This window comes from Caballeronia sp. SEWSISQ10-4 2 (assembly GCF_030464885.1).
Lineage (GTDB): Bacteria > Pseudomonadota > Gammaproteobacteria > Burkholderiales > Burkholderiaceae > Caballeronia.
In genome coordinates, this window is the sequence record NZ_JALPRJ010000033.1 from 75,945 (window position 1) to 99,597 (window position 23,653).

The window sequence follows — 23,653 nt, forward strand, 5'->3', positions numbered from 1 at the left end:
TGGCTGGTGCAGCTCTATACAGGTCGAGCTGGATACCAGCGGGGCGTGAAAGCCGAAGGACTATCGGCGAGCTCTCCGGTCATCGACTGCTCAGGATGGACTGGGTTGCTTCTCACGAAAGCAATGCAAGCGGAAAACCGCGCGTCTGGCCACGCAGTGTTTTGGGGCCGCCGACATGCAGTCTGTGCAGACGTGGTCGGATCGGATCATCCACGAGATTGAGAGCCGGACAGGATTCATTCTTGAGGGGCGAGAGATCACTGCCATTAGCCTCCCGCGTTGCGCCACCATTGGGCTGAAAATGGGAGAGCCCGCCTGGGCGAGTAACCATCCCCGTCCACGCGGCATCACGCACATTGTTCAGGTCGTTCGTCGCCCGGAGGACGATGCCCCGTTTGTCTCCGAAGCCTTCGGTGATTCGGTCTCACCCGGAATAAGTCTCACGCCGCTCAGAGAGTGGCTCGCCCTTTCACAGCCGCATCTCCGCGCCGGCGAAATGTGGGCCGTCGACCCGTTCCGGTTGGCCTCAAATAATTGAACGACCTTCTCGAACGTCTCGCCGTGGCCGGACACTGACGGACAGACTGAAGATGGGGGGTATGGACAAACTCTGCTTAAACAGCGAATAAAAACGGGCCTGCCATGGACATCTTGTATTGGGGCGAGTGCAAAGCTCAGTGGGGCCGCCGCGCATGTCCATACCGATCACCTAACCGGTAACACGGTATCAGGCAGAGCTGCAGATTCTTCCACGCGCCACTGTAGCTTCGCTTTTCGCCTACGCTTTCAGCGCGTGCGTTCATGGTGTCGAAAAGCTTCACGCCCGGTGGAATATGCTTGCGTGGCACCATGCCAAAGGTGGCAGGATCGGTTCGCCGCTCCACGCCGTCAATTCGCAGGATCGGCGCGACGTAGTCTTTCCACGTCTCAGGTGGATAATCAAACTTCGGACGTGGAAATTCGCTGAATGCCTCGAAATCGATTTCTTTAGACGGATCGTAGTTTGCGCACATGGGCCACCTCCTGCACTAATGATAGCGCTGAGTAAGGCCGTTTTTGGGAGAGAGCTCATGGACCCGACAGACCTTCCAGACGCAACCCTCGACTGCTGGGTCGAACGAGCGGAACTGCTCCGTCTAAATCCGCGCGCGTCCGCAGCCGATATCGCTAGCATTTCCCACTGGCCGCGATACACGCTGAATCCCGAACTGGCAGAGCCAATTATCGAGCGCGAACAGATCGTCATCGATGAGATCGATGATCCGGGGCGCGGAATTGTTTTTTTTTGCACGTCGGCCGTATGCCGACCCAGTTTCGATCTTCGTAGACGACCGTCTGTCACACGGCGATACCTATCTCGACGCGGCCATGATCTGCTACATCGCGTCGGTCTTTGGGCCAGAAGTTGAATATCAACTCCTCTGGGATGACGGAACGTGTCGTTATGAGCCGTACGAATAGTTTGGCGCAGAAAATACGTCGTCGACGGCCAGCACCCGTTCGTCCGTTGTTACCGTCGTCGCACACGTGTCGCCCATGACGCGAAGGCCTAGCCGCTCGGTCATCGAGATCCCCACGCCAACCACCTTGATGCCGAACACGATTGTTCCTTGACCTCCAACTCCATGTGCACCCCGTTCGGTCGTCGTGTATCCCGCGTGCCCAATTCCGGCACCTTATGTGTTTGCCCACATAAGGTACCGTAAGATGATCACGTTACCTTTGGCTTCCCGCCGTCGCCACCGATTGGCTCAGAGGTCAAAAACGTAGTGCAGATTTCTTCAGCAATCTGTAACCAACGACTGCCCCGGCGCTGTCCATGCTATCCGCCGATACTTTCCAGCGAGCATTCCTTGATCGCGAAGATGCTCAAATACGTCCGCCGGGCACCAATCAGGACCAGCGGAGAAACATATATCTTCATCGCGCAGTAGCGAGAACAACTGCGCCTTTTCCGTCTGACTCGAGACAGTCGTCGAAAGTAACTGTGGCGTCGAGCCAATCACAGCACTGAACCCTAGTGCATTGAGCCTACCCAAGATCGCCTCGTCGATAAGCTGCACTACGACCCGCGACGACGCTGCCTCTGAAACAAATGCTTTCACGCGTTGCATTGCGGTTCTCACTTTACTTTAACCGTAGCAATTGTTTTAACGTTCCCCGAATCTGTGGTCGAGATTGGCTCAATAACCATTTCCGGCCCTCCCCCAGGGAGATGCTGACCGCCGCCTTGGAAGTACTGGTTTCCTTCCAATGGACTTTGAGGAGATATGCCTGTGATTCCGTCCACTTGACGCACTTTAAACCCATCGCCAACGAACCCGGCTGCAATCCCATCGCCTGTTCAACTTGAGCCGCTTGCGAACTTGTTATCGAGGTTTCACCTCCCAAGTTTAACGACCCCGGTATGCCTGTGATCGCCTGTTGGTCTGTTATGTAAGTTCCGTTTCGACCAATACTGGCATAGCTGTCCCAACTGGTTGGGCTTACGTTGAAACCTGTATTCGCGTCGAGCATCGCGGCCTGCCGCTGTTGTGCCGCTAGAACCGTATCCGAAATAGGCGTTGACGTTGTACTAGATAAGCTAGATGTCGCAAGCTCTCCCAGCCCACCAAGACCGTACAATTCCCCAATGCCACCAATCGTTTGGTTGCTATACGAGAAATACCGCGTGAAACTGTCACTGCCCGGAAACGAGAATGTCGCCGCGTTCAGTGCTGTGTTTCCAACGCCCTTAAGCAAATCAAGATTCGTCGACGAGTCCATCGCAGGAACACCAGCGCCCGCGTTCATTGCGTTATCGATGCCCTTCAACACGTTGGCGGCGAACGCTGACAAAGCCTTGCCGCACGAGTTGTGATCGCAGAAGTTATTCAGTGTCTCGTTTTCGGCCGCTGTCATCGCCCCCTGGACGTCGTAACCGAGCGCCCCAGCCACAGTGCCGCTTGCGATCATCGAGATCGCCGTCATCGCAGCAGGGCTGAGCTGCCCGTTCGTCGCGCTGCTGACTAACGGATTCAATCCTGCACTCACGGCCCCGCCAATGGCACCACCACCGCAGTACCCATCACTCTTTTTTACCTCGCGCTCCGATAGACGAGACAAAAACGCATGCAACAACCAGCAACCCACAACCTAACGGCGCAAGAATCCCCGTCGGTGTCAGCAACCTAGCAAGAAAGATCGTACAACCTTCATGCAAGCCGCTAGCCCTTACCAAGGCAGCAAAGCAGACGACGTATATCGCCGTAATTACTACACTAAAGATGGTTACATAACGAAATCTTGTGGCGAAGCGGGCAACGATAGGCCCGAATAGTCCGTTTAAGATTCCATGATAAATATTGTCATGCATTGCATACCTCACCTACTTGGATTGATTGACGGCCGCCTGCGCAGCCTTGCCAGCGACCTGCCCTAGTGCGATTCCGTTCAAACGAATCACTAGCCCAGGCACAGTAGTAATGTTCGCAATGCTATTCGGTATACCCGCCCAACTAAACATCGACGTGCCAAACATGCTGTTGTAAGCGCCTACCGTTGAGGCTGCCGCAAGCCCAGCAAGTGAAAACTTCTGCTCAAAGGAACTCGTGAAGCTTTGTCCTGTGTTGAAATAGTTGTACGTCGCATTTGCCGCCGCCGCAGCCGTATAGCTTCCACCTGACACTGCTGCGCCGGTCATTGCCGCCGTCGTCAATGAGTATCCTGCTTGAGCCGCTTTGTATGCAGCAAATGCATCGGATATACCCGCCAGCAACTCCGGACCATACGCTGCTATACCCAGTCCGCCCGTCAATCCCGCTGTGAGACCCAGTCCCAGCATCGGATTTGCCGTAGACCCAGGCAGAGCAGCTTGCTCCGGAGTCAACGCTCCCGATGCCGTTACAAGTTGGCCAGGATTAGATCGCTCAGCCGCTGTCGGCGAGAACAAAGCACTGCCGGTGGGACTCGATGCAATGAAGTTCCCCGCCACCGCGTTGTATCCCGGTCCACTGGCGGCGGTAGCATCGTTAATGATGTAACCGGTACCAAGCAACATTTGTTGGGCTTCTGCAACCGTAATCGTCTTCCCAGTCTGTTGTTCATAATACGTAGCAAACGCGGCGGCGTTTTGTGCAATCCAGGTCTTCTGCGGCGGATGGAGCGTCGCGTTGTTCAACGCTTCATTCTGAGCAGCCTGTGCGCCGGCTTGTGCATTGGTTCCCGCCACGCCGGCCGCCACACCACCAGTCAGCGTCGCCAGTCCAGCAACAATCGCGGTTTGAGCGGAATTAAGCGGTGCCCCAGTCGGATCGAGCGCGCCGACTACCAGCGGCGAGAGAACTGCGCTCGTGGCCCCGCCAATGGCACCATTGCAGCAATGTTCAAGACTGAGACAAAGACTTCTTTACTCGTCGGTTCAGCCACCCAATCGCAAAAAGAACAAACGCAAACAATGGTCCGTAGGTCAACATTCGATCGTCCAGTTGCGTAATAAACACGACATGTCCGTGATTGTTGAAAGGGACGACGTGTCCAGAAATCACATCCGGCACTGCTGGCGCGTTAATGATTCGATTCGAAAAATACAACCCCACCCCCGTCGCTAAGCCGATAAGCAGCCAAAGCAACGCGGCAAGTCCCCGAGAGACAACTTTTTTGAGCGTTAAGTTTGTCATTTGCATACTAAATTGCCCGACTGTACGGTACACACCTTTGTGTTCGTTTGAGTTGCAGAGCCCCCGGCACCTACACCAAGCCCGAACGTAAGCCCGGCACCGTATGCAGACGAATCTAACGGAGATTTGCTAGTGTCTTGGAATACGTCGGCGCCTATATACCCGCCATCGCCAGCCCCGACGGAAACGTTGTTGAATGGTCCAGAGTAGCCTTGTATCGTTGACGCGCCCGGATAAACTCCCACGCTAACACCTACCGATCCAGCTCCGCCGGTACTTAAACCGGGCAGTACAGTGGACGGTGTATTTTTGTACATGCCAATGTTCCCGTCTCCATCAACCAATAAGCCGAAACCAAAAGCGTAATTTCCCCCGGTTCCAGGGATATTTAGGCTACCAGAAAGGCCCACATGCGCCGCCCAATTATTCAAGGTCTCGTTTTCGGCAGCAGTTGCCGCACCAAGCGGATTTTGTCCCAGCGCTCCCGCAATACCACCAGCGGTCAACATAGAGATTGCGACCAAGGCAGCAGGGGGAATATTGCCGTTACTGTCGATCAGCGGATTCACGAGCGCGCTCGTGGCCCCACCAATGGCACCATCAAAGCAGTTCGAAGATGCGAAACTGAGCAAGATCCTTTACAGAAACGCGCCCTGCATCGCTATCGACAATCACATTTCGACACTTGCAGGCAACAGCGTGTTCAGGAAGCGATTCCAATATGCCGCCGCAATTAGCACACTCGTATCGAATGCGCGATCCAGCCGGATATCCCGTCGCCGCATCGAATGCCAGATATTGTTTTTTGTCGTTTGGGTTCAAGGTCGATTTACCGTCACTTTGTTGGGTTCGTGCGATTAAGCAGTTGCAGCGCGCCACTGTCCAAATAGTCTTGGATAGTCAAGGGTAACTGATGCTGTGTACCTAGGCCCAATTCGCCGAACCAAGGCGATGCCAGTCCTGTCGGAACATTTTGTATCGGCGTAATAACCTGGTACACACTCAACGGCTTCGATGCGTCCGTCCCCGAAGGCAACGCTCGCATGCCATACGGTACGTCTGCCGGAGCGACGAAGTTGCCATAGTCGACGAAGTTTCCTGACGCATCATAGAAACCACCGTATCGGCTTACGACGGCACCGGCATCCAACGTCTGATTTACCGACTGCGTAAAGAACCCACTATTCGGCGGCCAATAGGTCTGAATTGCCGTGCTTGCAGTTGCACTGTTTGGAGCCACTTCAACTGCCGCTACCGATTTCCCGGAGGAACTGCCAACGAGAGCGGCCGCCCCCACAGTTCCCACCAGCGATACGAGACCGCCGAAATCCGGATCATCGTACGGCAGCATCGAGCCACTCAGGAATGGCACATAGTCTGGATATCCCGGTAAAGCACCGTTCACCAGGTTCGGGACCGACTGTACGACGCCCAGCGCTGTGTTCCACGCCGCGCGTCCCGTATCAGTAAGCGCACTCGCGAGCGTGCCGCAGTTGTGGCCCTGCGCACACGTGTTGTTTAGCGTCTCGTTTTCGGCCGCAGTTGCCGCGCCGATCGGATTAGCACCCAGAAGACCAGCGACGCCACCACTTAGCAGCATCGTGGCAGCAGTAATCGCCGCCAGTTGCCCCTGATCTGTCACACCCTGCCCGCCGGTCACCCCCGTCGCGATCTCGTTGGCCGTTAACGCGCTCACTGCCCCGCCAATGGCACCGCCCGCACACCCCGTGCCACTCGCTGCCCCCGCCGCACACCCCAATGCCGCGTGCGCCAAATCGTAACCAATGGAACCCTGCGCCAAAATCGAATTCGGGTCCTGGCCCGCATCGCCGATCGCGAATGCCCCCGCAGCAGCGGCCTCCTGCGTCAGAGCATTTTTCAGTGCATTACCAAAACTCCCTCCCTCGATTGCTGTGCCAACGCCAGCCGAGATACCCGCTTCACCCAACATCGCCAAAGCACGGGTCTCAAGCGTCGAAGCAGTCGAAGCGCTTGCCTGATTCACCGTGCTGCCGATCGACGGATTGACGCCGGCAAGGCTGGCGAGCGAACTGGTAGGGCCGCCGACCGTCAACGGCACCGTTGAGAAGTCGAGTCCAGAGGTCGAGTTGTACGTAATGCCGTTCGTTAGCCCCGCAGTGATCGCCGCCACCGCACCCGTTTCGAACGCGCTGCCCCAATTGAGGCTTCCGGTATTGGCCAACTGAGTGACCGCGCTCGACGTGAACCCGGCAATCCCTGCCGACAAGGCGACGTTGCCGAGACCCGCGGTCATCGCTGGCATCGCGACGCCCTCAGTCGTCGTCGTTGCTGCGGTCGCCGAAGCGAACGTGCTCCCTGCTGTCGATCCTAGCGTCGAGCCGACGACCGCGCTGGCCGCCCCGAACGTCATGATCGACACAACCACGGCAAACGCCATCATGACCAGAGAGCTGGCCCCGAACCCGCCCATGGCGGTAAAGCTCGTATCCAGCTTGTCGCTGACCGTTGTCTGCGTGAAGTTCGATCCCAACTGCTGCTGCAACGCAGCCAGCATTTGCTGCGTACCCGCCTTATTCGCCGTGCCGTCGCCGTTGCGCTGCTGCAACGCTCCACCGATCTGATTGAGCGTCTGCACATTCAGGTTCATGTCAGCCGCGCTCATGAACCCTCCCGGCTGAACCTCAGTGCCACTCGTCTTTTCGTATCCAGTGGCGGCAATGTACTGCCAGATATCTCCAACGTTGACCTGGTTCGCCTGATTGGTCAGCGTGCCAGTATTGACCGTCAACGTATTCGAGGCGGCAATGTTGCCGGTGTTAAGAATGCTTCCCTGTCCATCCTGGTTAAAATTGAGCGTGACGTTCTGACCGGTGATGTTCCCGCCTGCCGACATCGCGCTCCAGTTCTGCGGCAAGTAGACTTGCGGCATCAACGCAGTAACAGTCGGGCAAACAACCACGCCTGTCGAGATGCAACTCGGATCGGGCACGGTCTGCTGGACGTACCACAGCATCGGCTGGGTTAACGCGTTGATCTGCGTCTGCGACAGCGCGTCGCCAAGCTGCAGATTGTTCTGTTCCGCGTAGTTGATGGCGTTCTGATACAGGATGGCCTTTTCCTGATCGGTGACCGACAGACTGGTTTTGCTGTCGTAAGACAGTCCACTCACAAAGCTGGCCTGGCCCGTCTGCTGCAGCGCCGCCTGCTGTAGCGTCAGGTCTTCCGCCTGTGGGCTGTAGTAGAAAAGCGTCGAAGATGGCTGCAGGCTCGCGGGCAGGTTGTCAAGCAACGTTTGTGGACCCAGCGCGCCCAACGTCGAACCATCGAGCGAACCCGTGATGAATGACGCCTTCCCCGCCACCGGCGTGGGGAGCGGTGCGCCTACCGAGCGCGGCGTCGACAGGTTCAGCCCCGGTAGGTTCACCTGGCTCAATGAAATGACCTGCGAAGGCGCATTCACACGCGGTGTGTAGGTGTTCGCCGTGGTGATACCGTTAATGAGCTTCTGCCCTGTCAACGAGACGGACGTGCCGATCACATTGCCGACGTTCTGAATCTCTCCGGTCGACGTGATCGACAGCTTCGGGGCCTGGATCGTCGCCGCGATGTTGCCCACCGGCGTCGGCGGATCGATCGTACCGCCCGCGTTCGTATACGCGCTGCCATAAAGTGCCGTGCACTCGGCCGCAGAGCCGCAGGCCCAGACGTCGTGCCGCTTGTCGGAGCTGAAGTCGCCCGTCTCCTGTACCCAGTGCGAGTGCCAGTACGCGTTCAGCGTCTGGGCTTCGTTCACCACCGGGCCGGCCACGTTGATCGACGCGCTCGTGCCGGCCGAGATCAGGCTGCCAATATTAGTCAGGCTACCCGCGTTGATCTGCAGGTTATTGCCCGCGCTGATCACCGACGAGTTGCCCGTTTGCTGGTCGACATAACCCTCGCAGTAGCTTTCCTTGTAACCACCAACTGTCATGCACCCGCTGTACTGCTCCTGTGCTCCGTAGTTCTGGTGAAGCGTTACGGGCGGCGGCAGGTTATTGGTGATTGCGCCAGATACATTCAGTGTGATGTTGTTGCCCGCGACGATGTTGCCCGACGTGTTGTTCAGGCTTTGCGCCGGTGTGGTCGAACTCGCTGTGGAGCCTACTCCGCCAATGACAATGTCATGGCCCGCGAGGAGGCTGCCATACGTGTTGTTGATCTGGCCCGCAGCAATAACCAGGTCGTTGCCTGCAAACACCGTAGCGTTCTGCTGAGCATACGAGAATGTAGTCGTGCTGGGATTGCCACCGAGCATGGCATTGCCGGGCTGTGTCGTTGTGGTCGAATTGTATTGGCCTTGGTTGCTAAACGACTGCGCCCCACTGGCGTTGAAATTGTTGCCGGCATAGAGCAAGCCGCCGTTGACGAGATTGCCGCCCGATAAGGTCATGTTCCGGCCGGCTACGATCTGCCCTTGCGACCCGAACGTCGTGGTCGTACTAGTAACGCTTGGCGGGACATTAGCGCTCGGGTTAAATGAAACGCTCGACTCCGGCACCACTGTCCCCGATATGCCGACACTCACGGTTCCATAAATCCCGACAACGCCAAGCGCATTCATTTGCGCCATGAACGCATCGAGCTGCGCCTTGTCGACAGTATCGACAATCGTCGCGGTGGCATTGCTCACCGGCGCGTTGTTGAGCGACTGCAAGTTCAGGTTGACGTCGAGTCCGGCGGAAATCGTGCTGCCGGCGTTCGACAGCGTGCCTGCTGTGATATTGACGCTACCACCGGCGGCAATCACGCCAGGCGACACCGAACCAGGCGCGGTGATTGTCCGATCGATTCCCGGCAAGGCGATGTCCTGGTGCTGCCCCGATTGCGAGTTGCCGACTTCCAGGTTTTGACAGGCGCTGGCATCGCCAAAGCATGTACTTCCGCCGCTGCGAACATCGACGTCTCCGCCCGTCACGTTCGGCAGGAGCGTAGCGATCGTGGCCGTCGACGAAGTCTGATACAGATAGCAGTCACCCTGGCTGTTCTGGCAGTACCAGCTATTCAACGTCCCCACGACAATCTTGGTTACCAGATCTGGATCCGCCGAGGCTCCGACCAGTTGCGTCGACGTTTGCGTCGGCCCCTGCAGCGCGTCGTTAATCACAGCGCCTGCAGTAATGCTGATATTGCCGCCGGCTGTAATCGTGCCGACCGTGTTGTACACAGTCGCGCCGGTATTCAGTGTGATGTTGCCGCTCGCCTGGGTGGTACCGTACTGATTGTCGTAGTTCCCACCGCCGTTGAACGTCAGGTTGCCTGCGCTCTCAACCGTGCCCCGGTTCGTCACGCTGCCATTTAGCGATAGCGAATCCCCAGCATGCATCACGGCCCCGGCAGCGTTGCTTAACGTGCCGTTAATAGTCACGTCGTTACCTATGACCTGACCGTAGTTGGTAAACGTTCCACCGGTCGTTAGCGTAAGCGGCGATGACCCGGTGATCGTTCCCGTATTGGTCACGCCGTTTATGCCATAGAGACTCGCGCCCTGCCCGCCATAATTCCACGTGCCGGAAACGCTGATGGCCGCCGCCGTGATGGACAACTGTCCACCCTGACTGATCGTGCCCTGCTGCAGCGGATCGAACGACACGTTGCCCGCGTTGATCGCCAGGTTGCGCTGCGCCAGCATCTGGCCGCTTGAGTTGACCAGCGAGCCACCGCCACCATTGATCGTGAGCGACAAATCGCCCGTCGTCGGGCCGCCCGGCACGTTGGGATTACCCGCAAAAATCAGGCCGTTCTGGTTATTGAGCGCACCCGTATTGATGGCGAGCGAGTTGAGGCCCATCAGCGAGCCGCCCACATTCGAAAGCGTGCCGCCAACCGTCACGTTCGTAGCAGAGCCGTTGACCAGGCCCGCATTGGTCAGGTTGGAGGCATTGAGCGTGGTCGTCGATGTCGATGCAAGCGATGCGCCGCCCGCATTCGTCAGGTTCGGCGCCGACACGAACAATGCACCGCCCGACAACACCTGGCTCGCGTTATAGAAGCCGTTTTGCGAAATCAGCGATGCATTGCCGACCACCGCCACTTCCGAGCCTGCCAGCGTCAGTTGGTTCGACGCGTTCGCGACCAGCGAACCGCCCGCGATCACGTTGCCCAGGGTGACGTTGGTACCCGAGAACTGCTCGTTTTGGGACGCGATGATGGTCGCGCCACTGGCATCGAGCGTGCCGGCGGCCGAGACGCTCACGCTCTTCGAACCGCTGATCGTTCCAGTCAATCCAACGTTCGCACCCGACAGCCCGATTTGCCCGACGACTGTCGTGTTGCCATTCAAGCTGAGCGTTTGACCCGCATGCAGGTTCGCATCGCCATTAGCCGACACGCTGCCGACCGTCACGTTGCCATTCACACCGTTGACATTGACCGCACCTGCGGATGCGATGCCAGCACCGGCGTAGACGCTGTTGCCGGCCACCGCCGTGAGATTGCCGCCGCTAATCGCGGCGCCGTTGAAGACGACGCTGTTGTTGTTGGAGGTCACGCCCACATCGCCGACCGCCGTCGTCGCACCGAGCGAAATGTCGCCGTTCGCGTTCGCGTGGAACTGGCCTGCGGTCTGCACCGCGCCAGTCGAGATGCCCGCGCCCGCGCTGATACCGATATCGCGTCCGAACGTGATCGAACCGGTGCTCACCTGGCCCGCCGCCCCGATGCCCGCCGAACCAAGGCCAAACAGCGGGCCGGCCGCGCTGATGTTGCCCTGCGCGTTCAGCGTCGTGTTGCCGTTCACCAATGCGCTGTTCAAGCCGATCGAACCGCCCGCGCTGGCGCCGAGGTTGCCCCCACTCGTGATGGCGCCTGCCACGCTCAGGTTGCCGCCGGCCGCGGATATCGACGTACTGCCGTTCGAACTGATCGATGAAGCGAAGCCCACGTTGCGTCCAGCTGCAACACTCAACGCGTCGAGGCTGGTTGCCGCACCCGCAACGGTTGCGTCGCGGGCAGCAATGATTGTCGTTGCGCCGCCTGAAACCGTCGCGCCGTTGACCGTCACGTCACCCGGAGCATGCTGACCATTCGCCTGCAACACGAGCGAGGAACCCGCTTGCGCCGAGCCGATGGCAATGGCGTTGCCCGCCGTGGCGTTCAGCGCGCCGTTGGTGCCGATCGCGCCCGCCACGTTGATCGAGCCGCCGGCCGTGATCGACGCTTGCTGGCCGAACGCGATTGACGCTGCGCCAAGGCTGCCGCCTGCGTTGATCGTGCCGACATTCTGCGCCCCGATCGCACCGAGCGACATGTCGCCGCCGGACGTGAAGGCAGCGTTGCCGCCGGCCGTTGCCGTGCCGGTGACGGACATCGCCTGGCCGCCCGAGACGATCAGATTGCCCTGAGTGGTAAGGTTGGCCGCGCTGACACTCCCCGTCTGCGCGGAAAGCGTCAGATCGCCTGTCGAGTTGACATCGCCGACTGTCGCGTTGCGTGCGGCGGTGACGGTCGTGACGCCGCCGCTGTTCAACGCCCCGGCTACGCTCACATCGCGTGCACCGTTCAGCGCGATCGCACCGAGCGCCGTGCCGCTACCGAGGAGAGAGACGTCACCGCCGCCGCTTTGCCCGCGCGCGGTCACGTTCAGCGCACCCGTGATAGCTTGCGCCGAGCCGAGTTGCGTGTTGTTTGCGCCAGTGACATCGACGCTCGCGCCCTGCAAGGCCCCGCTCAATACCACGTTCTGGCCCGCGTTAAGGTTCACTGCCTGCGCGAACGCCATTGTGCCGGCGCCGCTCACGTTACCTGCCGCGGACAGTGTCCCGTTCTGTTGCCCCGCCAGCGTGCCTGCGACCGAGATATTAGCTCCGGCCTGGAGGTTCATGTCGTTCACGGCCGAGGCTTGGCCGCCAATCGCGATATCCTGCGCCGCCGCAACGACGAACGCGCCGTTCGTGACAGCACTGCCGGCGATGGACGCATTGCCCGCCTGAGCCGTGACGCTCAAATCTCCGATCGACTGCACGGATCCGCCGATGGCCGCGTTGCGTTGTCCGCTGAGCGTGACCGTCTGTCCACCGGTCAAAGTACCCGACACGGAGGCGTCGCGCGCGGCGTTGATCGTCACAACGCCCGGCGCAGTGGCCGTGCCGGTAATGGATGCGTCACCGCTACCCGCCAGACCGTTGGCGTTCACGGTCAGCGTGCTGGCGGATACGACGTTATTCAGCGTCGCGTCGTTGCCGCTGGTCGCATTGACCGTGTTCGCCTGCAAGGATCCCGTGAGCGCGAGGTTACGTCCCGCGGTGAGTAATGCATCTTGCGCGAAGGCTTGCATACCACCGCCCAGCACGTCGCGTGCGGCAGTGATCGTAGTGCCCGCTTCGCCAACCGTCACACCATTCAGCGTGACGTCGCGGCCAGCAGTCAGCGTCAACGCGCCAACCGCGCTGGTGCTTGCGCCAAGGCTCAAATCCTGACCGGTGCTCGCGTTCAACGCCGCACCACTGTTGAGACCGCCCGTCGCGTTAAGATTTCCTTGCGCCGCGAGCGTCATGGCACCAGTCGATTGAATCGCCCCCGCTACGCCGATGTCGCCGTGCGCCGTCACATTGAGCGTCGTGCCGCTGGCAAGCGTGCCCGCGACGTTCGCGTCGCCGGCTGATGTGACCGTCGTCGCGCCATTGGACGTAGCGCTGCCGCCTATCGATACGTTGCCCGTCTGCGTGGTGATGTTGAGATCCGTACCGGCGCCGACCTTGCCGGCAACCGCGGCATCCTGAGCCGCCGATAACGTGGTCGCACCGTTTGACAGTGTGCTGCCGCTGACCGATACATTCCCGGTCTGAGCCGTGACGCTTAAATCGCCTACCGACTGCACCGCGCCGCCGATTGTCTCGTTGCGACCGGCGCTCAGTGTTACGTCCGGGCCGCCCGTCAGCGAACCGCTCACCGATACGTCGCGCGCAGCAGTCACGTTCACGGCACCCGGCGCGGCGGCCGTGCCAGTGATGCTTGCATCGCCCCCGCCCGCCTGACCGTTAGCCGCAACGCTCAAGGTACTTCCCGAGGTCACCGTGTTGAGCAACGCGTCGTTACCTGCGGTAGCCGTAACCTGATTCGCTTGCATCGAACCGGTCAGGCCGATATTGCGTCCCGCCGACAATCCCAGGTCTTGCGCTACGACCTGGGTGCCACTACCGAGCAGATCACGCGCGGCAGAGAGTGTCGCGCCAGCTTCACTGACAATCGCACCGTTCAGGACAGCGTCACGCCCGGCGTTAAGTGTCATGGCGCCGACCGAACTGGTGGCACCTCCCGCGTTCAGATCGAGGCCCGTCGCCACGTTCAACGTGCTTCCGCTCGTGACAGCGCCCGTCGCATTGAGATTGCCCTGGGCCGTGAGGTTCATCGCGCCGGTCGATTCCACCGTGCCGCTGACACCAATGTCGCCTCGTGCGGCAATACCGACTGCTGCCCCGCTCGACAACTTGCCCGCGACGGTGGCATCACGCGCGGCGGTGAGCGTGACCGCTCCGTTCGCCAGCGCGTTGCCGGCAATCGACACATCGCCACTGGATGTAGATGAGTTGGCAGGCACGCTACCGTCGGCCTGCAGGTTGATCGTGCTGGCCGAAGAGATGTTGTTGAATGACGCGCTGTTGCCCGCGTGCGCTTGTACGGACTGGCCCTGGACCAGACCGCCCTGCGCGATATCACGTCCGGCGTCGAGCGTCGCCGCCTGCATGAAGGTCAGCGTGCCCCCACCGCCAATATCGCGCCCTGCCGTGACGATGCCCTGTCCCTGCCCGGCGAGCATGCCTGTGACGTTGGCGTCGCGCGCAGCGTTGAGCGTGGTGTCGAGTGCGGTAGTTGTCGTCCCGCCGAGGTTGACGTCCGAACCAGCCCGCACATTGAACGCACCGTTGCTCGCGATCGTACCCGTCGAACCGACGTTGCCGTTGAGCGCCGTGAGTGTCGTATCGCCTGCGGACTGGATCGACCCGCTGACATTGATGTTCTGGCCAGCGTTGAGCGTCACCGCTGCGCCGCCCGTGACGGCTCCTGTCACGTTCAGGTCGTTGGTCGCGGAAAGCGCGAGGCTTGAGCCGGCCTGCACGTCGTGCAGAGACGCCGAGCCGCCGGCACTCGTCTGTACAGTCGCACCGCGCAGCGACCCCGTAAGGCTCGTGTCGCTGCCGGAACTCACGTTCGCGGCAAGGCCGAAGGCGCTTGCCGCTGCACCAGCAATCGTGCCACCCGCCGTCAGTGTGCCGTTACCCTGCGCGACCACCGAACCGTTCATCGTCAGGTTCTGGCTTGCGTTCACGGTGAGATCGCCGAGCGCCGACGTGCCTTGCGTGCCGAGATCCACCGATTGCGCCGCATTGACGACAAGGTTGCCGCCGGACTGGATGCCGCCGGTACTCGTCAGCGATCCAGCCGCGTTCAGTAACGTCACATCGCCGTTCGATTGCACCGTGCCGGCGATCGACGTATTCCCGCCGCTCGTGATGCCGAGCAGGCCCGCAGTTTGCAACGTGCCATTGACAGCGATGTCGCCTGCTCCGGTCAGCGAACCGGTCGACAGTGAGCTGACCGTGCCGTTGACCGTGATCTGACCGCCGTTGGCCGCGACCTGCAGGGCCGCGTTCGCCTGCACGTTGTTGAGCGTCACCGACTGGCCCGCCGTCACCGACACCGCGGCGCCCTGCAGCGAACCGGTCACCGACAGATTGTTCGCTGCATTGACGGTAACGTCCTTCACGAAGCCGCTGCTGCCGCCCACAGTCACGTCGTGCCCCGCGTTGAGCGTCGCACCACCCTGCCCGGCCAACGTGCCGCCGATGGTCAGGTCATGTCCCGCGGTGAGCACGGTATCACCGACCACGCTCGTCCTACCCGTCAACGCGACATCCTGAGCGCCATTGACGACGAGGTTGCCCGCGCCATTGAGCGTACCGGCCGAGCTCACGCTGCCCGTGGCCGCGCCAATCGTCAGATCGCCGACAGCCTGCACCGTGCCCGTACTCGCGACGGCAACGTTGCGCTGTGCATTGAGCATTACCTGCGATCCACCCGCCAACACGCCGTTGACGACTACATCACGTGCAGCTTGCACATTCGTCGCACCCACCACCGCAGCGTTGCCGTTGAACGTCACATCGCCGCCGCCGGCCACACCGCCGGCCACACCGTTAGCCGCGACGTTGAACGCGCCGCCCGCCTGCACGTCCGCGAGACTCACGTTGTTGCCTGCGCTCACCCGCAGGCCATTGGCCAACAGCTTGCCGGTGAAGGCGACGTCCTGACCGGCCGTCAGCGAGCCGCTCTGGCCGAACGCCAGCGAGCCGCTTCCCGTGAGATCGCCTTGCGCGCTGAACGCGCCATCTTGTTGGACGATCACGACTCCAGGCACATCGAGATTGCGGCCTGCTGTGACCTGGGCGTTGGTGCCCACCATTAGCGACCCCGCCACCGAGATGTCGCGAGTGGCGTTCGCCGTGAGCGTCGTACCGCTCGCCAGCGAACCGCTCACCGTGAAATCCCGCCCCGCTGCCACTGCAACTGCGTTCTGGGCGGTCGCCTGCGCGACCACCACCGTGTCCTGTCCCGAGTTCAAGGCGAGATTGCCGCCGCTCTTCACGGTCGAATTCGTTGCAATGTTGCCTTGTGCCGCCGTCAGCGCGAGATCGCCCGAGCTCTGCAACGCAGCGTTGACATTGACGTTGCGTTTCGCGGTCGCTTGCAACGTGCTGCCGTTGGTCTGGCCATTGAAGTTGACATCTCGCGCGGCTTGCAGCGTCGTCGCTGCGCTGACTACGGAAGTGCCATTGAGATTGACATCGCCCGCACCGTCATGGCCTTGCGCAGTCACCGCCAGTGCGCCGCCGCTCTGTACGTCGCCGAGCGTGGCGTTCGCGCCGGTTGCAATCGCCATATCGGCGTTCGACTGCGCGTTCGCCAGATTCACGTTGCCGCCGGCCGTCACGGCGAGCTTGCCGCCCGACTGGATCGTGCCGGTCGATGTGACGTCGCCGTTCGCGTTGATCGTGTAACCGCTGATGCCGACGTGCGAACCCGACATCGATACGTTGCCGCTTGACTGCAGCGTCGCCTGCTGCTGCGCCGCGGACCCCGCTACAGATATATCGCCGTTCGCCGACACCAGCAGTTCACCTGCGTTCGCGGCCAGTTGCGTGTCCGTGCGCACACCCATGCCGGCAGCCGTTCCGATCACCTGGATCTGTCCGGCGGTCATGGCACCAAATGCGGTGGCATCGATGGCGAGCCCGTTGTTCGCCTGGCCGTTGGCAAGATTGATCGCCGCGGCCGTGTTGGTCGCGCCGTTCGCCGACGTCGCGTAGGTCGTGCCGGCATCGGTCACCGAGGACGGCCACACGAACTGACGGCCGGCAATCACATTGATGCGCGAGCCTGCGTAAAGCGGCGCATTGACGCCGATGGTTTCTCCGATCAGGTCGATCGTGCCGACCGTGCCTTCGATTCCGGCGCCCGGGCCGTTCACGCCTGCATTGCCCTCGATCTGGATATGCCCGCCAGTCACGCTGTAACCGACGGCCTGTGCGCCGTTGAAATCCGAGGCCGTGCCGTTCAGGCCGCTCAGGAATTGAGGTGTGCCGGTTGACAGCGTGACGCCGATGGTATTTGTAAAGCCGGTACCCCGCGTCGTGATGCCATTTGGGTTGGCAATGATGACCGTCGCGGGTGCGCCGAACACTTCTAGCGGACCGTTCAGCAAACTCGCGTAGGCAGCGCCTGTCGACGTCACCTGATTGACGATCACGCTGGCAGTGCGGCCTGACAGATTAGGATTTGCCTGGAGATCTCCTCCTGTGAGTGAGGTGCCGGACATCAGGCTGTTGTTGAGAATCAACCCGACCGGGTCGACATTGAAGCTCTGGTACTGGTTCAGCGATATGCCAGCAGTATTCGGCGCCGTGATGTTAACGACAGGGACACCGCCGCCGGCACCCGTGGTCTGCGTGATCTTTGGCTGAAACGAGATCGGCGCGGTGGGATCGACGATCGGCGTGGCCATCGCACGATGCATTGAGAAATCGACCCGCACACGCGCGAGCATCTGCAACTGCGCCCACGCTTTGTCACTGAGACGACGGTTGCCGGCAGCGAGCACGCCCGCGGCATCCCGGCTTTGTTCGACGGTCACCGTGAACGCGCCAGTGAACATGACCAACGCCAGCACGCCGCTCACAAGACGCTGCCAGAAGCGATACGGCCGCGCGAGTGCCCGGCGTGGTGCCCAAGGCGAGCGCATCAGTTCTTCGTCTGCAGCGCGAGCGTGTGCCTCGTGGGCCGTCGCTAGCGCGCGTAGTGCTTCCCTGGTCAGAATTCGCATAGTTTTTGTATTGTTTTTATTGCCTGACGAAGGTCGCCGCTTTTTTGGGCGACGATCCTTCACGACCGGCGGCCTTTTTTCCCCGGGCCACCGGTGGCGTCACTGCTTTGCTGCGTCAGATCGTCATTGCCGGACTTCCCGAAGAATTCCGGCAGACTTGTGCGCGTCCCTTACTGCTGAATCTGGGCGTTCTTCATCAGGTCTGCGACAACTTGCGTGGTCGCCTTCTGGAGCGCAGCTTGCTGAAGCTGTGAGCGCAATACGTCCTTGATCTCGTCGTACTTCGGCACTTGAGTCGGACGCTTTTGGTCGACGCGCAAAATCCAGAAAACATCACCGACCTGCACCGGCGTGCTCGATACGGCTCCTTGCGGCAGTTTCACCAGTGCTTCGGCAAGTGGCAGTGGCCAGTTCTGCGTGGCACCCTGCACAACGGGCTCCTTGAAGGACACCCAGCTCACCGCACCGCCCTGAGCGGCAGACGGACCCATGCTGTTTTGCTTGGCGAGTTGTGCGAAGTCGGTACCCTTCTTCAACTGGTCGAGCACGCTTTGCGCGGCAGCCGCGTCTTTCACCACGATGACACTTGGCTTGTATTCGTTCTCGCCCAAGGTAGCGACGATCGCGTCGAATTTCGCCTTGACGTCCGCATCGGTAACAGGTGCGGGTTTCACTTCGTCGTGCAGGTATGCTTGCGTCATCGCGAGGGTCTTGGCCTGCTCAACCGCCGCTATCACTTGCGGCTGGACGTCGTAATGACGCTTTTGAGCAGCCTGCCGAAATACCTCGCGCGCGATCAACTGGTTCTTTAGCGAAGCACGCAGCACGGGCGTATCCGGCGCGCCCGACGCGCGGACCGCCTGATCGAGATCGACCTGCGTGATCGTCACGTTGTTCACGCGCGCGACCGCGTTAGGCGGCAACGGTCCAGATGCAGCTTGCGGTGCCGCTGCCTCCGACGGCTTGCTCGAGGTGCTATGGGACACCTTGTCCGACGCCTTCAAAGACGGTTTAGTGGCAGCGTGTGCATGCAGAGCGAAGGCAAGCGTCACAGGGACGACAATGCCCCACGTGACGATCGCCAGCGTCCGGCTCGTCGAATGACTTGCACGCCGAGCCGTATCGGCGCAACGCGTGGCTACGAATACGTGCTTCATGATCTTCTCCATTAGATGGACCAGTTGAGTGTGGCAAGCAGCACGGTCGCTTTGCGGCCGAGCGCGGTGGGTTGAAGCAACGCCTGTCCGAGCAGGACTTCGCTTGAAATCGTTTGAGTCTTGAAGCGCCATTGCAAGCGCGTGCCGACACCGGCGCCGACCAGCGTAGGCCAGCCGCCCTGGGCAATCAGATGGGATTTGCCGCCGTCCAGGAACACGTACGGTTCGACGTGCGCACCGCGCCACACAGGTACGTTCTGCCAGGCCGCCTCGTTGCGCATATAGAAGCCGCTGTCGCCTGCAATACCGCCCTCTGTGAACCCACGCACCGAACTCATGCCACCCAGAAAAATCTGCTCGTTACCAAACAACGCGACACGGCTGAGTTGTGCCCGCAACGTGCCGCGATAGGTCCACGCGCTGCCCGCCAACGTGCCGAGCGAGAACTGCAGCGTGCCGGTGGAATCGAGCAGCGTGAACTGGCTATGCGCTTGCTCGCGATCGATCGAACCGGCATCGTGGCTTGCCGCGAGCCACGGCAGTCCTTGCGATACACCCAGGTCGAAGGTCGCGGCCGCCGCTTGGTCGTTCATCACGAAACGACGCAGCGTGCTCACGCCCACGCGCGCCACGGTCAGGTTTTGCGGCGAGAGTTCGATGCCGTTGATCGAGCGTTCCGTGCGCATCTTCGTGAGCGTCACATCGACGCTCGTGCGACCGCTGCGGGAGCGGCTCAGAACGTCGTTCCAGCCGAGGATCTGGCTGAAGGTGCGGCCCTGCAACAATGCTACGTCACTGATCGTTTGCTGGTAATCGGATAGAGACGTCGTGTAGCTGAAGGTCTGGTAGCCGTAAGGCACCGCGCCCGAAAACACCACGGCGTTGCTGTCCTGCGTGCCGACGTAGTTGAACGACAGCGACTCTTGCAGGCCGATCACGTTATCTGCCTCGACCCCTGCTCGATACCGCAGCGTGCCGGTTTGCGAGCTGCCGTAGTTGTCTATTCCCAGGTCGTAGAACACGCGGTCGCCAGACGTGTTCTTGATCGCGACGATGGAATCGCCCGGCGACTCGCCTGGCATGATCTGGATCTCCGCCTGGTTGCGGCGCAAGCGGTTGATCTGATCGACACCCTGCTCAAGATCGGGCAAACGCAAGACATCGCCTCGGCTGCTGGCGAAGGCCCAGGCAGTTCCCGCGTCCGTGAGCAGGCCGCCACCTTCAGTGTGGTACCACGGCACAGCCGGCGTGGCTGGGCCGGCCGGACGCAACGGCTTGCCATTTAACGTGAATGCCGACACCCTGCCCGCTACGACATTGATTTTTAGCGTGCCTGTGCCCAGGTTCTGTTGCCCCAGGTACGCCCGCGTCGTGATCAACCCGTGCTCGATGAACGCTTCCGTGATGCGCCTGAGCAAGAGGTTGATACGGTCGCGTCCCAGCTTCTTGCCGATGAACGGGTGCGTCACGACATCGAGTTCAGCAACGGGCAAGACCGTGTCGCCGAGAAACTCGATATGGTCGACCTGGAACACCGGTCCTGTTTCGGGCAGCGACTCGACGTCCGCGCCCATTGGCAAATTGGGCAATGCCGGCGAACTCGGCAGGGCAATCTGCGCCGGCGCTTGGCTCAACTCCTGCTGACGTTGCTGGTCGCGCTGCTCCTGCAACAAGCGCTGCGCGGGATCTTGTTCGGTGCGCGGTGGAATCGGCGGCAACACGCCGCCACCCGGAAGACTGGGGTTGATCTGCGCCCACAGATGGGTCGAGGCCGCGCTCACGGCGCAGAGCGAAATGCCCTTCGCCAGACGAGAAACGAAGCCCGCCCTCACAGGCCGAACCACGAGACGAGACCAACATGGTTGTGATTGCCGATCGTGACCGGCGCGCGATAGGGCGCACGCAGTGTGATGACACCCCCGGAAGCCTGTACGCCTCCCGGTGCATTGAATACGCCACCGTCGATGTCGGCCTCACCGTTAATAGTCACATGACCGGATCCGGCGGAGAAAATGCCTCCTGTGTCGGACGCGTAGATCGCCGACCAGGTGTTGCCGAACCATGCCTTCAGGTCGCTCGAACGCGTGACCGCCGTGTAACCCATGACACCCTGCGCGAGGGTCTTGGGTGCATCGAGTGAGAGCGTGCCGACCGCCAGCACAGTGCCGCCGCGATTGGTGATCTGCGAGCCGCTTTGAAGGTCGATGTCAGTCGCGGCCTCGATCACACCCCCGAACGCCTGCACGGTACTGGAGGCGTGGGAACGGCAGAAAATGAAGCATGATTGATCGTAGGCCGCCTGACCCGTGAAGCTCGCTTCGTTCGTCAGCGCCGCGCGTGCCCTGATGTTCACCGAGCCGCCGTTCGACAGGATCGAGCCGCCAGAATTGAGTACGTTGTTTGCGCTGATCTTGATGTTGCCGCTGTCCGCGGTGACGTAGGCCAGCTTGGAGGGATCGGCAAGCGATCCGTAGTCGATGGCAAAACCGTTCGAGTGGCTTTCGAGGAAGATCAACCCTCGGCCTCTATTCGAATACCAGGAGGGCACGCCGTCGCCCACGCCGTTCAGATGGTCGACCACGTTGTTGAAGTCCCCGTTCGCGGCAAGCGTGGTGTTCGTGTTCGACAGGATGCGGGCGTTACGATTGGTGATTGAGCCGCCGGCGCTCAGCAATACGTCGTCGGCTTGACCGAAGAGAATGCCGAGTGGCGAGGTGGGCGTCGACTGGTTCACGATGTCGCCGGCCGCGGTAAGCGTAACTGCGCCGCTCGAATCTGAATTGCCGGCGATGCGGCTCTGTCCCTGCACGAGGGAGCCAGTGTTCACAATGTCGCCGCTACTCTTTAGCGTCACTCCGCTGGCGGCAGAGGCGATCGTCGAGCCGTTAAGCCCATCGCTTTGCAGTTCGATCCCGTTACCGCTCAGCTCAATCCCGCCGCTTGCGATCAGGCTGCTCGCCGTAAAACTGATAGAACCGTCTGCAGTCAGGGTCGCCGTTCCGCCATTCGCCTTGAGCTGCGTGTTCGACAAGGAGATGGAGTCAGCGACTTGCAGGCTTAAGTTTTGAGCAGCCGCAACCGAGGTATTTAATATCTCGACATTGCCTGCCGAGGTGAGGATAAAGTCACCCAGCGTCGCATTCAGCGCGCCGGCGCTGCGTACGCCCGGGCCTTTGTCAGTCACGATCAATTGCACACGACCGCTGCTCAGGCTGCCCGCCGCGGTAATATCGACAGCGAACGACGCGGCCGTGTCCGGTGTGGCAGGCGGCGTTAGCGTCAGCCAGTCATTGGAGTTGTCTGTGGGCGAAAGAGCAGTATTGAGCGCCGCGTGACTGGTTCCGGCAATGAGACGAACACTCGCTGTCAGTGAACTGAAGCCATTGTTCACAGGCCCCTGAATCAGGATGTTCTTGGCGATTAGATCAAGCCCGATCAGCGTGCTGGCGAGTCCGAGAGGACCTACGGTAATGGTGCCGGTGCGGGTGTCCAGGATGACGTCGCGCTGGAATATACCCGGCGCAATCTGGAGATCGGCAAAACTCACATTACCGGTCGATAAAGCGACGTGACCGGTATTAACGAATGAGCCGCCATTAACCGTGATGCCGTTCGGATTAGCCAGAACCACATTCGCGCGCGACCCCGCAACGGTAATTGCCCCCTCTATCAGGCTCGGGTTGGTACTCGTCACCTGATTAACGATCGTTCTCGCGTTAATACCGACATTATTCAGCGTCGCGCCTGCGGTGCCGACGTTAAAGGAACTGTAGGTATTCTGGGAAACGCCTGAGACAGCCGGCGCAATATTGACGGTTTGTCCGCCATTCGCAGCGGTCAAAACGGTGGTCGCTGTGCCTCCGTCCACGACAATACCCGCGGCTTTGGCGATATACGGCAAGGCCGCCATTAAACAGGCGCAAAGATGAAAGACGCGCAAGCCTCCATGACTTGCACGCCGGAGCGGGTCTCGGCTTGCCATACAACAATCCCGTCGCTTTCGCGCTCACGGGGCTCTCAGGTAATTTTTGCCGTTGCGCGAGTCCGTTATTTACATTGGAGATTCGCTTTCGTAATACGAATGACGGCAACCCTGAGGAAATCTTTAGTAAGTCAGTGAAACATTTTTCTTTCCAATTCATTACATCTGACGGAGTGGCGGAAGAAGATTTGGTTTCGCTTCTCCCTGGTTCAAATAGTTTGTGAATCGATGGATGAATTTCACGCCTCGTGACAGGGACCCACTTTGCCAGTCCAAACGCGTAGTCGTCCCACACCTCCGCCGGGCGCCACGCCCCAACTTTTATCGAATATTGATCGCTTCATGGCCGGTTCGCCGAAATCACGCAATACACGCCGCGATTTTTGGAAAATCGCTCAGCATAGTGAGCGAACGTCGCTGATCGACCCTCACCGGCCGCTCACGATCGCGTGGCATCAATGGCCTTTTCGTGGGGTATAGCGGCCTGCGAGTGCTTTCACGCCACGCACTTTTCAGCAGG

Annotated in this window: 11 protein-coding genes; all 11 read right to left on the reverse strand. The window is 60.5% G+C overall.

What is annotated here, in order from left to right:
- Positions 1 to 674 precede the first annotated feature (674 nt).
- Positions 675 to 1,013, reverse strand: coding sequence for an SOS response-associated peptidase family protein (locus M0D69_RS22545; RefSeq protein WP_367619746.1), 339 nt, complete (start codon positions 1,011 to 1,013; stop codon positions 675 to 677).
- 429 nt (positions 1,014 to 1,442) lie between these two features.
- Complete coding sequence (locus M0D69_RS22550) at positions 1,443 to 1,601, reverse strand: hypothetical protein (RefSeq protein ID WP_301784122.1); 159 nt, start codon at positions 1,599 to 1,601, stop codon at positions 1,443 to 1,445.
- A 526-nt stretch (positions 1,602 to 2,127) separates the two neighbouring features.
- Entirely contained in the window at positions 2,128 to 3,033 is a 906-nt protein-coding gene (locus M0D69_RS22555) for a hypothetical protein (RefSeq protein WP_301784123.1), read from the reverse strand.
- 334 nt (positions 3,034 to 3,367) lie between these two features.
- Positions 3,368 to 4,345: a VENN motif pre-toxin domain-containing protein gene (locus M0D69_RS22560; RefSeq protein WP_367619747.1), complete on the reverse strand. Its 978-nt coding sequence runs from the start codon at positions 4,343 to 4,345 to the stop codon at positions 3,368 to 3,370.
- Between the two features lie 19 nt (positions 4,346 to 4,364).
- Positions 4,365 to 4,664 carry a hypothetical protein gene (locus M0D69_RS22565; RefSeq protein ID WP_301784125.1) on the reverse strand — a complete coding sequence of 100 codons (300 nt, stop codon included), beginning with the start codon at positions 4,662 to 4,664 and terminating at the stop codon, positions 4,365 to 4,367.
- Positions 4,655 to 5,227 (reverse strand): hypothetical protein, encoded by a 573-nt coding sequence (locus tag M0D69_RS22570; protein ID WP_301784126.1) that lies wholly within the window; start codon positions 5,225 to 5,227, stop codon positions 4,655 to 4,657. The genes M0D69_RS22565 and M0D69_RS22570 overlap by 10 nt, the downstream gene beginning before the upstream one ends.
- Before the next feature lie 31 nt (positions 5,228 to 5,258).
- Positions 5,259 to 5,480: a hypothetical protein gene (locus M0D69_RS22575; protein ID WP_301784127.1), complete on the reverse strand. Its 222-nt coding sequence runs from the start codon at positions 5,478 to 5,480 to the stop codon at positions 5,259 to 5,261.
- A gap of 13 nt (positions 5,481 to 5,493) precedes the next feature.
- Positions 5,494 to 17,913 carry a glycohydrolase toxin TNT-related protein gene (locus M0D69_RS22580; RefSeq protein ID WP_301784128.1) on the reverse strand — a complete coding sequence of 4,140 codons (12,420 nt, stop codon included), beginning with the start codon at positions 17,911 to 17,913 and terminating at the stop codon, positions 5,494 to 5,496.
- A 251-nt stretch (positions 17,914 to 18,164) separates the two neighbouring features.
- Positions 18,165 to 19,151 carry a peptidyl-prolyl cis-trans isomerase gene (locus M0D69_RS22585; RefSeq protein ID WP_301784129.1) on the reverse strand — a complete coding sequence of 329 codons (987 nt, stop codon included), beginning with the start codon at positions 19,149 to 19,151 and terminating at the stop codon, positions 18,165 to 18,167.
- A gap of 11 nt (positions 19,152 to 19,162) precedes the next feature.
- Entirely contained in the window at positions 19,163 to 20,911 is a 1,749-nt protein-coding gene (locus M0D69_RS22590) for a ShlB/FhaC/HecB family hemolysin secretion/activation protein (RefSeq protein ID WP_301784131.1), read from the reverse strand.
- Positions 20,912 to 20,979: 68 nt separating this feature from the next.
- Positions 20,980 to 23,133 carry a filamentous hemagglutinin N-terminal domain-containing protein gene (locus M0D69_RS22595; RefSeq protein WP_301784130.1) on the reverse strand — a complete coding sequence of 718 codons (2,154 nt, stop codon included), beginning with the start codon at positions 23,131 to 23,133 and terminating at the stop codon, positions 20,980 to 20,982.
- Between the last annotated feature and the right edge of the window lie 520 nt (positions 23,134 to 23,653).

Bases quoted from the DNA above. Each gene is read 5' to 3' on its own strand.
- M0D69_RS22545 (WP_367619746.1), bottom strand. From the start codon at position 1,013: ATGTGCGCAAACTACGATCCGTCTAAAGAAATCGATTTCGAGGCATTC.
- M0D69_RS22565 (WP_301784125.1), bottom strand. From the start codon at position 4,664: ATGCAAATGACAAACTTAACGCTCAAAAAAGTTGTCTCTCGGGGACTT.
- M0D69_RS22580 (WP_301784128.1), bottom strand. From the start codon at position 17,913: ATGCGCTCGCCTTGGGCACCACGCCGGGCACTCGCGCGGCCGTATCGC.
- M0D69_RS22585 (WP_301784129.1), bottom strand. From the start codon at position 19,151: ATGAAGCACGTATTCGTAGCCACGCGTTGCGCCGATACGGCTCGGCGT.
- M0D69_RS22595 (WP_301784130.1), bottom strand. From the start codon at position 23,133: ATGGCAAGCCGAGACCCGCTCCGGCGTGCAAGTCATGGAGGCTTGCGC.